Annotated in this window: 14 protein-coding genes; 4 read left to right on the top strand and 10 right to left on the bottom strand. The window is 65.1% G+C overall.

Annotation, left to right across the window (positions count from 1 at the left end):
• Positions 1-52: 52 nt before the first annotated feature.
• The 3 genes from IVB46_RS37680 to IVB46_RS37670 form a co-directional block, all read right to left on the bottom strand.
• On the bottom strand, positions 53-1,789 hold the full coding sequence (locus IVB46_RS37680) for an ATP-binding cassette domain-containing protein (protein WP_247304749.1): 1,737 nt from the start codon (positions 1,787-1,789) through the stop codon (positions 53-55).
• Positions 1,790-1,930: 141 nt separating this feature from the next.
• Complete coding sequence (locus IVB46_RS37675) at positions 1,931-2,389, bottom strand: hypothetical protein (RefSeq protein ID WP_028150787.1); 459 nt, start codon at positions 2,387-2,389, stop codon at positions 1,931-1,933.
• Positions 2,390-2,639: 250 nt separating this feature from the next.
• Positions 2,640-4,076, bottom strand: coding sequence for a hypothetical protein (locus IVB46_RS37670; protein WP_247303690.1), 1,437 nt, complete (start codon positions 4,074-4,076; stop codon positions 2,640-2,642).
• 348 nt (positions 4,077-4,424) lie between these two features.
• On the opposite strand from IVB46_RS37670, the gene IVB46_RS37665 reads away from it, so the two are divergent.
• Positions 4,425-5,450, top strand: coding sequence for a hypothetical protein (locus IVB46_RS37665; RefSeq protein ID WP_247303688.1), 1,026 nt, complete (start codon positions 4,425-4,427; stop codon positions 5,448-5,450).
• Here the strand turns inward: IVB46_RS37665 and IVB46_RS37660 are convergent.
• Genes IVB46_RS37660 through mdcA form a run of 7 tightly spaced genes read right to left on the bottom strand, consistent with a single transcriptional unit; the run spans position 5,390 to position 11,422 of the window.
• A complete protein-coding gene (locus IVB46_RS37660; RefSeq protein WP_084795019.1) occupies positions 5,390-6,310 on the bottom strand; it encodes an acyltransferase domain-containing protein in 921 nt (306 codons plus the stop codon). The genes IVB46_RS37665 and IVB46_RS37660 overlap by 61 nt on opposite strands.
• On the bottom strand, positions 6,310-7,173 hold the full coding sequence (mdcB, locus tag IVB46_RS37655; protein ID WP_247303686.1) for a triphosphoribosyl-dephospho-CoA synthase MdcB: 864 nt from the start codon (positions 7,171-7,173) through the stop codon (positions 6,310-6,312). Before mdcB ends, IVB46_RS37660 begins: the two co-directional genes overlap by 1 nt.
• A complete protein-coding gene (gene mdcG / locus IVB46_RS37650; RefSeq protein WP_247303684.1) occupies positions 7,170-7,817 on the bottom strand; it encodes a malonate decarboxylase holo-[acyl-carrier-protein] synthase in 648 nt (215 codons plus the stop codon). The genes mdcB and mdcG overlap by 4 nt, the downstream gene beginning before the upstream one ends.
• Positions 7,810-8,550, bottom strand: coding sequence for a biotin-independent malonate decarboxylase subunit gamma (gene mdcE / locus IVB46_RS37645; protein WP_247303673.1), 741 nt, complete (start codon positions 8,548-8,550; stop codon positions 7,810-7,812). Before mdcE ends, mdcG begins: the two co-directional genes overlap by 8 nt.
• On the bottom strand, positions 8,537-9,451 hold the full coding sequence (locus IVB46_RS37640) for a biotin-independent malonate decarboxylase subunit beta (protein WP_247303671.1): 915 nt from the start codon (positions 9,449-9,451) through the stop codon (positions 8,537-8,539). Before IVB46_RS37640 ends, mdcE begins: the two co-directional genes overlap by 14 nt.
• A complete protein-coding gene (gene mdcC, locus IVB46_RS37635; RefSeq protein WP_247303669.1) occupies positions 9,448-9,765 on the bottom strand; it encodes a malonate decarboxylase acyl carrier protein in 318 nt (105 codons plus the stop codon). Before mdcC ends, IVB46_RS37640 begins: the two co-directional genes overlap by 4 nt.
• Positions 9,766-9,775: 10 nt before the next feature.
• Positions 9,776-11,422: a malonate decarboxylase subunit alpha gene (gene mdcA, locus IVB46_RS37630; RefSeq protein WP_247303667.1), complete on the bottom strand. Its 1,647-nt coding sequence runs from the start codon at positions 11,420-11,422 to the stop codon at positions 9,776-9,778.
• A 193-nt stretch (positions 11,423-11,615) separates the two neighbouring features.
• Between mdcA and madL the strand changes: the two genes are divergently transcribed.
• The 3 genes from madL to IVB46_RS37615 are packed head-to-tail and all read left to right on the top strand — an operon-like array spanning position 11,616 to position 13,504.
• Positions 11,616-12,056 (top strand): malonate transporter subunit MadL, encoded by a 441-nt coding sequence (gene madL, locus IVB46_RS37625; RefSeq protein ID WP_247303665.1) that lies wholly within the window; start codon positions 11,616-11,618, stop codon positions 12,054-12,056.
• A complete protein-coding gene (madM, locus tag IVB46_RS37620) occupies positions 12,053-12,817 on the top strand; it encodes a malonate transporter subunit MadM (protein WP_247303663.1) in 765 nt (254 codons plus the stop codon). The genes madL and madM overlap by 4 nt, the downstream gene beginning before the upstream one ends.
• Positions 12,818-13,504 carry a GntR family transcriptional regulator gene (locus IVB46_RS37615; protein WP_085402438.1) on the top strand — a complete coding sequence of 229 codons (687 nt, stop codon included), beginning with the start codon at positions 12,818-12,820 and terminating at the stop codon, positions 13,502-13,504.
• The last annotated feature ends 168 nt before the right edge of the window (positions 13,505-13,672 follow it).

Genomic DNA, 13,672 nt, shown 5'->3' with positions numbered 1-13,672 from the left:
ATGGGAAGTCTCGAGACGGCGGGATGCGTCCATATGGTGAGAGAGTTCCAGATCATGGCGCTATCTGCGAAGTAACCTGGGGTCGGCTCAGGTGCCGTTCAAAGATGTCCTCGCTGTCGCCGAACGCGGCGACCGCACCGCCCTCCATGATGGCAATCTTGTCCGTGGCGGCGAGGAGACCCATCCTGTGGGTGACGACGACAAGGATGACGCCTGCGAGCTTCATGCGCTCGATGGCATCCAGGAGCATTCGCTCGCCCCCATAGTCGAGGCTGGCGTTGGGTTCGTCGAGAACGACGAGGCGTGGACTGCCGAAAAAGGCGCGGGCAAGACCGAGGCGCTGCCGATACCCGCGCGAGAAGGTTGCTTCGCTCTGAACCACCGTGTCGTACCCAAGCGGCAGGCCCATGATCGCCCCATGGATACCGACGAGCTTGGCCGCTTCGATGACTTTCCGTCGGTCGGCATCTTCAAGGCGTGCGATGATGTCGTTGATCGTGTCGCCGAGCAGGTTGATGTCCTGGGGGAGATATCCGAGGCGGTCGCCGCTTCGGCCCTCGCGAAGCAGCGAGACGTCGGTATTGTCGAGGAGGATACGGCCATGCGTTGGCATCGACAGCCCGGCGATCACCTGGCCGAGCAAGGACTTGCCTGATCCGGACGGACCGATGATGCCAAGGCATTCTCCGGGCATGAGGCTGAACGAGACACCGTTCAGCAGAAGATGGTTGGTCCCCGCAAGCCTCACGCCGACATTGTCGACGACGAGGCCGCTTGGCGCCTGCAGCGGAGAAACCTCCGCGCTCTGCTGCCGGGCGGCGGGGAATGCGGCGAGAAGTGCGCCGAGCCGCTGACAGGCGCTCACGGCCGTCACGAGTGATTTCCAGCCTGCGACCGCACTTTCGACCGGCGCGAGCGCCCGGCCGAACATCAGCGTGGCAGCAAAGATGATGGCCGGACTCTTCCCGTGATCGAGGACGAGCCACGCGGCAGCCCCCATGATCAGGACCTGCGACAGCGCGCGAACCGGCTTGGTGGCCAGCGAGACGATCTCGCCTCGCCGGAGTGCCACATCGTGCTCTCTGCGGGCGTGCTGCGCGTCACGATGGATCATGCGCGCAGCGCTATCGAACATTCCCATGGCGCGGATCATGTGGATGTTGCTCGCTGCAGTCTGGAGGCGGCCGCAGCTTCTGGACAGCGCGGCGCCGGATCTGAGCAGAACGTCTTCGGTGACCAGCTCTCCGGCAACCGTGAGCGCGAACAGGAAGGCGACGCAACAGGCGCCCACCACGCCGAGCAGGGGATGGATCAGAAAGAGGACAAGGAGGAACAGGGGCGCCCAGAGCGCGTCGAACAGCATCGGACATGCGCCGGACTCGACGAACTGGCGCAGCACGGTGAGATCCCGATATGCGCCCGACGCTTGTGTCCAATCGCTGCGAAGCGCCGATTCGAGGCCGGCCGAAAGCACGCAAGGACGAAGGCGATCGTCGAGCCAGGCGCCAAGGCGTCCCAGGACGGCGCGCCGCAACGCATCGAACACGCCGCCGACGACCACTGTGATCGCGACAATGAGCGTGAGCAGGAGCAAGGTGTCGCCACTCCGGCTCGACAACACCCGGTCGTAGATCTGAAGAAGATAGATCGAGGGCGCAAACAGGAGCAGGTTGTAGCTGCAGCTATACGCGAATACGAGACCGAGCGGTCCCGCGCAGGACCGGAGGGCCGCGTGCAGTGGCGTCCTGATCTGCGGCAGGATAGGCAACCGAATGGGCGGCATCAGCATGATCGTCACCGCCTGAAATCGAGGTCCGGCGCACTTGACCGATGGCCAACGCAATCCGGCAACGGCATCGGTAGATCATTGGCGTGAAATCCAGGACCGGCGGCCGCGGCCGCCGGTCCCGCCAGTCGGACGAGCGGCTGGTTAGAGCGTATCGAGATGGAAGGTCACTCCGCCACCCCATGCGAAGTTGCCGTCTCCGCCATCGCCGCCGATGCCGGCCACAACTTCCTGGTGCTGGTCCACCATGACCTTGTTGATCTGGGTGGCATCCGTATTGGCGTAGACCTTGGAGGTATCGTAGCCGCTGTAGGATTTTTGGCTTCCGTTCGACTCGGCGTCTCCGCCATGGGCCTTCGAAAAATACGAGGCCTTGGCGTTTGCGCCGCCGGCATCCCAATCCGCCGTCTGTTTGACGTGATCGCCGGTGTTCACGTGCACGTCGGCACCTTCCGCCTTGTTGGTCGGATCGTAGTTGACAGTCGGCTTGCTGATGATGGCTCCCTTGAAAGTACCGTCGCCGCCATTTCCGGCACTTTGACCACCGGTGTCGATCGATTTGACTTTGATCGTATCCGAGATGTTGATTGCCTTTGGCATCATTTGAGGCCTCCGTCGGTTTGTTGGCTGTCGTGCAACATCCATCCCGATCAGGCGGACGCGCGCGGCAAGTCTGGTCCGCCCACGCGCGATGGCGATAGATGTCAAATCGGACACCATCCGGTTTGGTGGGCCTACGTACGAAAGTACGACATTTCGTCAGGAGCGGCGCCTCTGCGCGGGCTTTGCATGCGAAGAGTGGCGACGGCGCGTGCCGCGATGCGATCGGCTATGCGAGCGATGCGACGTTTCGCTATGCCACCAGGTGAAGATCCGACAAGAGATGCGCGGCATCGCCACCCAGTGCGAGATTGCCGTGGCCGCCGTCCCCGCCAACGCCGGCGATCTGGACCGCACTCTGGTCGATGTCCACGTTGTTGACCTGATCGGCTACGGCCGTCGAATGGGGACCTGCGATTGCGATGTTGATGGGTGCATAGATCGCGACGCTGACGTCGATCAGACTGCCGGCAAAATGGCCGTTGCCGCCATTGCCTGCGCTGTTCGAACCGGTCGCGATCGTATCGGAGCCGCCCCACAGATTATGGGAGAGAAGGCTTGCATGGCCGCCCGCTGCGGCGTTGTCGTTGCCGCCGTGCCCGCCAATGCCAGCGATCTGAACCGCGGATTGATCCACGGAGACATCATTTATCTGGACCGCGTAAGTGCTGGAGCCATAGCCCGCGATTGCGATGTTGATCGGGTTGTACACTACAAACGAGGTATGGACGAGTTCACCGTAGAACACGCCGTCGCCGCCATTGCCGGCCTGGCTTCCGCCCGTTTGAACGTCCGAGACGCCGCCTCCGTTGCTTGATCCCCAGCCGGGGTCGAGCGTCATGACGCTGCCGCCGACGGCTACGTTGCCATGTCCGCCACTTCCGCCGACGCCCGCGATCTGAATGGCGGATTGATCGATGTCCACCGTGTTCGATTGACTTGCATGCGCAGTGCCGCTCGAGGCTGCCACCGCAATATTGATCGGATGATAGATCACCACGGGAGCGTCCACGATCGCACCCGAGAAATAGCCGCTGCCGCCGTTTCCGGCGCCGTTGTCGCCGCTCGCGATCAGGCCGGCGCCTAAGGACGTACTGACGCTGCCGCCTGATGCAATGTTGTCATTGCCGCCATGGCCGCCGACGCCGGCCATCTGAAAAGCGGACTGATCGACATTCAAATTGTTGGACTGGTTGGCCAGGGCGACCGAGCCGTATCCCAAGCTCACCGAGATGTTGATCGGTTGATAGATCAACAGGGACGCGTGAATGATGCTTCCGTAGAAGTAGCCATCTCCGCCGTTTCCGGCCGTGTTGGCTCCGCTCTCGACCGCAGCAATGCCCATCCCGGGATGTGATGCGCCGGAAGCGGGCGTGGTGGACGAAGCATCCAGGCCCGCCGCAGCGTGGTTGCCGACGTGGCCGCCCGTGTCGCCCACCGACGTGGGATGTTTGGATTGAATCGGGTCGGAGTCATTGTGCTGGGTGTTCGCGCTCGCGGGGTGCGCTCCAGAATCTGCAAATTGACCTGCAAACGGGCGGGGACCATGGACCAGGGCGCCACCGCCAACCGCGTCAGTCAGGAACGGTGCGCTCGGTGCCGGACCCGCTTCGTCGTCACCATCGTACCCATCGTGGCGATGGGAGGCGTGATGCAGCCGGATTCCATCCGACATCCGCGAAAAATCCATCGTAGCCTCCCTCATCGCAATCGCTCCGCGCGATCGGACGGGTTCTGCACTCCGGACAGACTGTCATCCCGGGAAGGTCGAATGCCCAGTCGTCAGTTCGGATATAGCGCTTCGTCTGGCACCCGTAACATCGGCTACATCCGTTCGGGTAAACAGCCTTTGCAACTTTGCGTGGGCCGATGCTTGAAAGTGCGACCTTGAGGGGATGGCGAAAATGGACAATCGAGCTGACGGCCAGATCGCCTGCGGCCAAAATGAATCCACGGCGTTGCCGGATTTAAGTCGCATTGCGACCTAGGTCACGGCCAACGCTCCCGTCCGGGCAGGGGCGCAACACCGGGGTTTTCCATGTCCGGTCATTTGCGAGTTTATTGCGCCGCTTTTACGCTTATTGCAGGTCTCTCGACATCATCCGCGTTTTCGACGCCTCTTTCCGAACTCTTCAATGCCGGTCCCGCCACAGCCCCTGCGCCCGCTTCCGCGGAAGCAGAGTGCTTGACGCGGCCCGGCAAGTCGACCGCCGATGGCCAGCACTGGGTCTATCGGGTGGAAGGCCAGCGCAGATGCTGGTTCCAGATCGCCGAAGGAACTGAGAGGGCGAAGAAGCTGGTTCAGCAACGCGCCACCAAACATCGTGTCGCCGCGGCCGAAGAGAACCAGACCGCGGCGCGCAAGCGGAAGACGGTGGTGGATGCGCGCGCGGAGCTGCCGCGCTCCGCACCTGCGGATACGTCCCGGCCGAGCCCGTCCGTGCCCGCGCAGGTGGTTGATGCCAATCCCGTCCTCGCCACCGGGATCGCAACCCGCGCGTCGCCGGCCCCCCTTTCCAAACGCGACCGGCTCACGGCCGACGAGTTCACGCCGCGCCAGGTCGACGTGGAGGCACTCCTTGCGGCGGCGCCAGCCGCCAGTGACGTGGTTGCCGCCTCGGCGGCGCCGCTCGCCTTTTCCGCCGCAGAGGCGGGCGATGACGGACGGGTTTGGACCTGGCTTGGCATGCTGCTGATGGCTTTGGGGCTTGTCTCCGTCTTGAGCGCGAGTCTAACCATTCGGTGGGCCGCGCTGCTGCCCCAGCTATTATTCGCTTGCCAGCGGCGAGTTGACGCCAGCAGGCAGAATGGGCCTCGAGCTCCCTGGCGGCGCGGCTCCCTGGTTTGGGCCCAACAGGGCTTATGGGGCAATGCCTGGCGTCGCTCAACACCACAGCTTTCAGCACCGATCGCGGTGAGTATCTGGAGGCTTCTCTTGTCGAGGGCGAGTTCTCTCGAGAAATTTCATGCGTTCGCTCAATCGCGAGCCGCCGGGCGCCCTGCCTATTCGGAAACAACCCAGTTTCGCAGACCATCGATCGTGCGAAATCCGTCGGCGGCGTAGCAGCGGATCGATGGATGGAAGCCTTGCGTCATCTCGGCAAGCGCGTGTCCTGGACCGAGGTCCAGGACTTGATCGACCCCGAGCTCTACGAGAGCCTCCAGCGTCGCCGCCCAGTCGATCGGGCGCGCGATCTGGCATGCGAGCTTTGCTGTCGCATCGGTCACGGAGAAGATGCGCTCGCCGCCATCCCCTGCGAGGAGGGTTCGTTGGTCTGCGACAGGAGCGCGTCTGCTGGTCGCAAGCGCTTGCTGCAAGGGCGTGCAGGCCGGTTCGAGACGCGTCGTATGCGAGGCGATTTTAACGGCGAGAAGACCGGCGCGGGCGGCGCCCTGTGTCGTCGCCTCCTGACAGAGGGCGATGACATCGCACTCCGCGCCTCCAACCACGACAAGAAGGCCGGGATTCCTGATTGCGATCTCGCAGCGGTGCGTCTCGAGCAGGTGTTCGAGCGTGGCTCGTTCGAGCCCGCGGACATAGCCGAGCCGCCCATCCGGCCCCGCCACGCCGTCCATCAATCGGGCGCGGATATCGGTCAGTCGCAACGCTTCGGCGGCGGTCCATATTCCCGCAACGCTCCAGGCCGCCATCTCGCCGACGCTGTAGCCCGTGACAGCGGTGCCCTCAGTCAGCAAGTCCGCGATACAGGCGTGGATCGCGAGCGCCGATGTGACGGTTAGGATCTGGCTGGCATGGTTGGCGGACAGCTCGTCCGCGCGGCGCGTCCTTATGAACTTCCGCGGATCTTCGCCGAGACAAGCGGTCGCAGCGGCGAAGACCGATTCCGCAGCAGGCCGATCGGCGACGAGATCGAAGATATTGTCCGACAGGGTGCCTTGTCCGCCGCAGAGCAGTGCAAGCATCAGGGGGCCAGCCGATCGACGAAGAGAGCGTCCACAAACAGAGCCATGGCGAGCAGATCTGCCGATCCGCCCGGACTGAGATTGCGCGCGACGAACGCCTGGTGAATGCCGTCGGCGTACTTGCGCCAGCCTGGGCAACCGATTCCGCCTGCGGCAAGGAATGCGGATGCGCTAGCCTGCGCGAAGCGCAATCCGTCAACTCCGCCCCTGTGCAACAGATTGGTGTCGGCAACATCTGCGATCAGCGCCATGCAGGTCTGAACCCGGACCGCCTCCTCATCCCGAGGCGCGAGCGTCCGCGCCGCATGCAGCGCGGGAAGGGCGATGTCATAGACGGAGGGGAAGCCACAAGCCGCTTCCGCCCTGGCGCCGCCGGCGCCGTAGCGACGTGACGCCACGGCGCCGTGGCTACGCAGGGATATCGGGCCTGCGTAGATGGCGTCGCCCCAACGTTGCGACACCAATTCGCCGAGCGGCTTGCGAATGCCGAGAGCGCCGCGATACCCGGCCGCGGCGCAGAGCAGACCCAGTCCGAAGATCGCGCCGCGATGCGTGTTCACACCTGAGGTCGCCGCCAACATCGCGCGCTCCGCCGCAACCCCGATCGCGCGCAACCGGTCCATGCCGGCGCCCTCGGCGCCCGCGGCTGCGAGGTCGCAAAAGAACGGAGCCAGCGTGTCGGCACTTCGGCACAGGAGCCTGGCGTCCATATCGCGATGCGCACCGTTGTCGACGTGGCTGACGAGCCCCGGCTTCGGATAGGTCTCGACTTCGAGCTTTAGGCACAGCGATGCGAGATGACCGAGCTGCTCCGCGCGGAGCGCGCGTTGCGGCGGCGCTTGCCATCTCAGCGCGACATTCATGACGCGCCACCCGCGAGAAACGCCGCACGCGTGGTGACATGAACGCCGGCCGCGCCCTTGACGAGGACTTCGTCCTCGTCAAGGGCGGTCAGCTCGCGCCATTGCACGCCGCCGGCGTGATAGACGATCTCGCCGTCGAGCCGCATCGGTGCCGTCTCTGCGATCCGCGCGATGTCGGACGGCAGGGTGTTCGCGTGCTCCGCCGACGACAGCGGCCAGAGCAGGTCTAGGTCCGATCCATCGGACAGATAGGGCAGGCCGGTGAGATGCTGCCAGGCCAGACTGCCGAATGTGCGCGTCTCCGGCAGAAGGCGGACGAGCAGGTCGATGGTCTGGCGCCACGACGCGGGCGCCGATGTTGCCGCATCCGCCAGCAATGGCGGCGGAGCATGCGTGATGAGTTCGCCGGGGGCGAGCGCGACGGCGATACGCCGCTTGCCGTGGCTCGGCGGCAGCGGCAGGCCAAGCGGAATCATGCCTGCGAGATCGTTGCAGGCCGGCCTGCGAACCACGAGCGGGCGGCCGGCGCGCGCCCAGCCCTCGATGATCGGCTCGCTGGCAAGCGCGGGATTTCGGCTCATCGCGGCCGCCCATCCGGTGGCCGAGGCCGTCACCATCGTATGGCGCTGGAGGGTTTCAGCCATGTGGCGCCCCCTGATGCGCGGCTGCCGCGAGCGTGACAACCCGATCGGCGATCTCGGCCGCCTTCCGCCGGCCGCCACGCTCGGCGCCGAACCGCGCGCGATCGTCCTCTCCCTGCGGCCGTTGCAGCACGGCCGCAAGCTGCGGCGCCAAAGGCGCATTTTCATCCCAGACGGCGTGAATGCCGCCGGTCTGCACCATGTTGTCGAGGCCAGGCGCGAACACCGGCGTCGCTTCCGCCTTGGCCTTCAGCACATCGATCGGCAGCTTGGTGACCCGCGCCATCGACGGCAGATCCATCACGGCGGGATGCGCTCCGGGCAGCGCCACCAGCGTAGCCGTGGCGAGCGCGGTGGCGATGAACGCACCGGCCGCGCTGCCGCCATAGAGCAGGCCGACGGTGCGGTGTCCTTCGGCTTCGGCCAGCAGCAGGGTCTTGGCGAGATGCGACAGATACTCGCTGAGGCCGAGCAACTCGTCGCGCTTGCTCATGCGCTGGCTGGCGGAATCCACCAGGACCAGGATCGGCGCGCGATCACCCGATTTGACGATCTCGATCACGCGCCCTGCTAGCACGATCGCCTCGTCGACGCCGAGCGGCTGACCCTGCGTGATGCCCAGCACGTGGACGCGACCTCCATCGGGAAGGATCGCCTGTCCCGCGATTATCGCGCCCGTGGTTGCGATCTTGCTGCCGTTCGGAAAGAGACTGGCCAGGATTTCATCGAGCGTCATCGGCGTTCTCCCTGTTGTCTGCCGCGCGAAGAAATGCGCCGGTCGGAAGTGCGGGGATCTGGGTCGGCTGATCGATGCTAAGCGTCTGCCAGATCTCGATGGCGTCCTCGGCCTCGCCGAAACGCTGCAATCGCCGCTCGAGGCGCGTCTGCTCGGCTTCGAGCACCACCACGTCGCATCGCCTGTTGGCTTTGAGCGCGTCGACCGCCGCCTGACGAAACGCCTGCGCCTCGTCGTCGACGTACGCATCAGCGCCGCCGATCAGGTAGCGGTGCTTGCCACCCATCGTGCGCCACACCAGCGCGCGATCGCGCGAGTCGAACTCCTCGATGCCCTTGTTGGTTTCGATCACCTCGGGGCCGCTGACACTGAGCCTGCCTTGTTCCGAGATGATCAGGTGCGAACAGCTGCCGGCGATCAGGCTGCCGCCGCCATAACAGCCGGCACGGCCGCCGATCAGCCCGACGACGTGGATGCCGGCGCGTCGCGCCTCGATCACCGCGCGCATGATCTCGGCGATGGCGAGCTCGCCCGCATTGGCTTCCTGCAGCCGCACGCCGCCGGTATCGAACAGGATCACCACGTCCTGATGAAGCGCACGCGCGGCGCGCAAGAGGCCCGTGAGCTTGGCGCCATGGACCTCGCCGAAGGCACCGCCCATGAAGCGTCCCTCCTGCGCCGCGACGAGCACGGGCGCGCCGTCCAGGCGGCCGCGGCCGACGACGATGCCGTCGTCGAACTGCTCCGGCAGGTCGAAGATCGCCAGATGCGGGCTCATCTCGCGCAGCTCGGGGCCAATGAGTTCGGCAAAGCTGCCGGCGTCGACGAGCGCGTCGATGCGCTGGCGGGCGCTGGCCTCGTACCAGCTCAGCGAGACATTGTTGGCTGTGGCCGCTGTCATCGTTCCGGCTCCTCGATCTTGCGGACGCCTTGTGCGAGGCGCAGCGCCACTGTGTCGGGCCTGGCGCCGCCGTCATTGATGGAGATGCGCAAGCCCCCGGCAGAGCGGCGGGCGACGAAGTCGCGGACCACGGCGTCCCAGACCATGCCGAAGCCATGAGCAGCCGTTGCGATGTCGATGGTGCAGACATCTGCCGGCGAGACGCGTTCCAGCAGGACTTCGAGATTGCCGGAGGCGACGACGCCGACGATCGCCTGGGTGCGGGTGCCGCTGGCGCATCTCGGGGCAGTCAGTCTGAAGCTGAGCTTTTCCATGCAAAACTCCTCACCAATTGCGGAAGCGGCTGGGCGGGCGGTAGAGACCGCCGGAGGCCAGCATGAGGTCCTTGATCGAGCGGGCCGCCAGCAGGCGCCGGTCGGCGTCGAGCGGATCGATGCCGAGATCCTCGGGGCGCCGGATCACGCCGCGCTGCCTGAGCTGTTCGACCAGCTTCGCATCTCGCGCGCGGCCGATATCGGTGTAGCCGGCAACGCCGCGGATCGCCTGCTCGCGCTCGTCCTTGCTCCGACACATCAGCAGGTTGGCAATGCCTTCCTCGGTGACGATGTGGGTGACGTCGTCCGAGTAGACCATGACCGGCGCGAGATCGAGGTTGAGCTCGCGTGCCAGATCGAGCGCATCGAGCCGCTCGACGAACAGCGGCGCATTGCGCTCGCCGAAGGTCTCGCCGATCTGCACCACCAGCTTGCGGCCGCGGCGCAGCGCCGCGTTGGAGTCGGGATCGGCTTCGGCGCCGGCCTTGAGCCAGGGTTCGCTCGGGTGGCGCCGGCCGCGCGGATCGGAGCCCATGTTGGGCGCGCCGCCGAAGCCGGCGATGCGGCTGGTCGTCACCGTCGAGCTGTGGCCCTCGAGGTCGATCTGGAGCGTCGATCCGATGAACATGTCGCAGGCATAGAGGCCCGCTGTCTGGCAGAAGGCGCGGTTCGATCGCAGCGAGCCGTCGGGCCCGGTGAAGAAGACGTCGGAACGCGCCGCGACGTAATCCTCCATGCCGACTTCCGAGCCGAAACAGTGGATCTGGTCGACCCAGCCGGATTCGATCGCCGGAATGATCGTGGGATGCGGATTGAGCGCGAAATGGGTGCAGATCTTGCCCTTGAGGCCGAGCCTCTCGCCATAAGTCGGCAGCAGCAGCTCGATCGCGGCGGTGTTGAAGCCGATGCCATGGTTGAGCCGGCGCACGCCGTAGGGTGCGTAGATGCCCTTGATCGCGAGCATTGCGGTCAGGATCTGGGTCTCGGTGATCGCGGCCGGGTCGCGGGTGAAGAGCGGCTCGACATAGAAGGGGCGGCCGGCCTCGACCACGAAATGCACGAGGTCGCCGGGAATATCGACGCGCGGCACCTTGTCGACGATTTCGGTGACCTGCGCCACGACGAGTCCGTTCTTGTAGCTCGTCGCCTCGACCACCGTCGGCGTGTCTTCGGTGTTCGGCCCCGTATAGAGATTGCCGTCCTTGTCGGCGCTCACCGCCGCGATGAGTGCGACGTTCGGCGTGAGATCGATGAAATACCGGGCGAACAGCTCGAGGTATGTGTGCACGGCCCCGAGCTCGATCTTGCGGCCGAACAGCATGCGCGCGATGCGGGCCGCTTGCGGGCCCGAATAGGAGAAGTCGAGCCGTCGCGCGATTCCCTTGTCGAAGATGTCGAGATGGGCGGGCAGGACCACCCCCGACTGCACCATGTGCAGGTCATGGACATCCTGGGGGTCGAGGTTCGCGAGCGCCGAGGCGAGGATGTCGGCCTGCTTCTGATTATCGCCCTCCAGGCACACCCGGTCCCCTGACCGGATCACCGCCCTCAGGAATGCAGGCAGGTTCGCAATGGGCACCATCTTGCCCTTCGCGTGCTGGCCGCCGGCCGCCAGGCGCTCCGCCAGGGCGGCCTTTTGCATACCCCAATCGCTCATTTCGGCTCCTTGGCATGCGGGGTTGGCTTTCGATTGCCTTAATGTATGCGTATTGCTCTCGAATGTCAATTAGTGTATGCACAAACTCATAAGCGATGGATATTCGCATACACAGGAGGGAATTTACGATGCGAATGCATGCAGATAGTCCAAGTCCTGGGGATCGTGCCCTGCTCGCCGAGGGGAGGCGCCCGTGACCATTTCCGGCGTAGCGCTGCTCGCGATCTGCACCCTCTTAGGGGGCCTGTTGGGGGACCTGCTCGGCGTCGCCCTCGGTGTGAAGGCCAATGTCGGTGGCGTCGGCATCGCCATGATGTTCTTGATCGCGGCCCGGCTCTGGCTGATGCGGCACGGCATACTCAGCCACGGGCTCAAGACCGGCGTCGAGTTCTGGGGCAGCTTCTACATTCCGATCGTGGTCGCCATGGCCGCGCAGCAGAACGTGGTCGCCGCGGCAAAGGGCGGTCCGATCGTCGTCATTGCGGGGATCGGCGCGGTCGCGGTGTGTTTCGCGATGGTGGCCCTGATCGGGCGGTTCAGCGGTCGTGTCGAGACCATGGACGAGATCGAGGCGCGAGAGGCCGAGGCACTTGCTGCACCTGTGCCCCACTTCAAGTCCGGGAGGATCGGATGACCATGATGTCTCACATTCTCGCCGCCAATGCGCTGATCACTGCGTTCGCGGCCGTCGGAATCCTGATGTGGATCTCCGGAGCGATCTCGAAATATCTCACCTTCGGGCGCATTCACGCCTCGGCGATTGCGATCATGCTGGGCCTTGCGCTGGCCTTTTGGGGAGGCATCTCCAGCGGCGGCGAGAAGGGCGTGGCCGACCTGCCGGCCCTGGCCGGGATCGGCCTGATGGGCGGAGCGATGCTGCGCGATTTCGCCATCGTCGCCACCGCCTTCGAGGTCGATGTCGTCCATGCACGCAAGGCCGGGGTGATCGGTGCGGTCGCACTCGGACTGGGAACGGTGGTGCCGTTCATTCTCGGCGTGTTCGTCGCCGCGGCGTTTGGCTACACTGACGCGGAATCGTTGACGACGATCGGCGCCGGTGCGGTCACCTACATCGTGGGCCCGGTCACGGGCGCGGCGATCGGCGCATCCTCACCGGTTATTGCGCTCTCGATCGCGACCGGTGTATTCAAGGCGGTGATCGTCATGATCGGCACGCCCTTTGTGGCGAAGATGATCGGCCTGAACAATCCGCGTAGTGCGATGGTGTTTGGCGGCTTGATGGGAACGGTCAGCGGCGTGTCTGGAGGGTTGGCGGCGACGGACCGGCGTCTGGTGCCCTATGGCGCGCTGACGGCGACATTCCACACCGGGCTCGGATGCCTGGTCGCGCCCTCGATCCTTTACTTCGCGGTGCGCGCGATCACGGGAGGCTGAATGGCAGAAGTATTGAAGGTCGCAGTCGACGCGGAGGACGATGGCGGACTGCTCTCCGATCGCATCCGGAACGCGCTCACGGACGAGATTGCCTCAGGTGCGCTCGTCGCCGGTTCGGCCCTGGAAGAGCAGCAGCTTGCCGATCGTTTTGGAGCTTCCCGCACGCCGGTGCGGGAGGCGCTTCGCCAGCTCGTTGTCAGCGGCCTCGTCGAGGTGCGCGGCCGCCGCGGCCTCGTCGTTGCGCGGATGACGCCGGAGCGCATCATGGACATGTTCGAGACCAGCGCCGAGGTGGAAGCGATGTGCGTCAGGCTCGCGACCTACCGCATGACGCCGCTCGAGCGCAGCCATCTGATCGAGCTCCATGACGCTTCGCTCAAGATGGTCGAGGCCAACGATGTCGATGCCTATGATGCGTTCAACCGCGAATTCCACGAATGCATCTACCGCGCAACGCACAACTCATTTCTCGCCGAGCAGGCGCAGGACGTGCGTTCGCGGCTCAGCGCCTTCCGCCGCACCCAATTGCGGCAGGGCGATCGCATTCGCAAGTCCCGCGACGAGCATGACGCCATCATGCAGGCGATCGCGGAAGGTGACGGAGAGACCGCCGCGCGCCGAATGCGTGCGCACATGCTGAATGCCGCGTCCGCGCTCAGGCGCTACATCGATGATCGCCTCGGCTGAGTAGCCTGATCGCACGATCGGGCCGATAGCTTGACCGCATCCGGCGGCCGCCGCCATGGACTATGGTAAGGTCGCGTGCCCATTCTGCCTGATCGAGGCGCGCCGCGCTCGCATCGCGCCGAGCCGCTTGAGCGCGGCGTCAAATATTTCTACATCCACTCAGATCCG

This window comes from Bradyrhizobium sp. 61 (assembly GCF_023073075.1).
GTDB classification, from domain to species: domain Bacteria; phylum Pseudomonadota; class Alphaproteobacteria; order Rhizobiales; family Xanthobacteraceae; genus Bradyrhizobium; species Bradyrhizobium barranii.
The sequence above is the reverse complement of the archived record's forward strand: the minus strand, read 5'-3'. Positions and strand labels throughout refer to the sequence as shown.

Coding starts and splice junctions, on each gene's coding strand:
- IVB46_RS37680 (WP_247304749.1), bottom strand. CDS start 1,789: ATGCTGATGCCGCCCATTCGGTTGCCTATCCTGCCGCAGATCAGGACG.
- IVB46_RS37675 (WP_028150787.1), bottom strand. CDS start 2,389: ATGATGCCAAAGGCAATCAACATCTCGGATACGATCAAAGTCAAATCG.
- IVB46_RS37670 (WP_247303690.1), bottom strand. CDS start 4,076: ATGGATTTTTCGCGGATGTCGGATGGAATCCGGCTGCATCACGCCTCC.
- IVB46_RS37665 (WP_247303688.1), top strand. CDS start 4,425: ATGTCCGGTCATTTGCGAGTTTATTGCGCCGCTTTTACGCTTATTGCA.
- IVB46_RS37660 (WP_084795019.1), bottom strand. CDS start 6,310: ATGCTTGCACTGCTCTGCGGCGGACAAGGCACCCTGTCGGACAATATC.
- mdcB (WP_247303686.1), bottom strand. CDS start 7,173: ATGAATGTCGCGCTGAGATGGCAAGCGCCGCCGCAACGCGCGCTCCGC.
- mdcG (WP_247303684.1), bottom strand. CDS start 7,817: ATGGCTGAAACCCTCCAGCGCCATACGATGGTGACGGCCTCGGCCACC.
- mdcE (WP_247303673.1), bottom strand. CDS start 8,550: ATGACGCTCGATGAAATCCTGGCCAGTCTCTTTCCGAACGGCAGCAAG.
- IVB46_RS37640 (WP_247303671.1), bottom strand. CDS start 9,451: ATGACAGCGGCCACAGCCAACAATGTCTCGCTGAGCTGGTACGAGGCC.
- mdcC (WP_247303669.1), bottom strand. CDS start 9,765: ATGGAAAAGCTCAGCTTCAGACTGACTGCCCCGAGATGCGCCAGCGGC.
- mdcA (WP_247303667.1), bottom strand. CDS start 11,422: ATGAGCGATTGGGGTATGCAAAAGGCCGCCCTGGCGGAGCGCCTGGCG.
- madM (WP_247303663.1), top strand. CDS start 12,053: ATGACCATGATGTCTCACATTCTCGCCGCCAATGCGCTGATCACTGCG.
- IVB46_RS37615 (WP_085402438.1), top strand. CDS start 12,818: ATGGCAGAAGTATTGAAGGTCGCAGTCGACGCGGAGGACGATGGCGGA.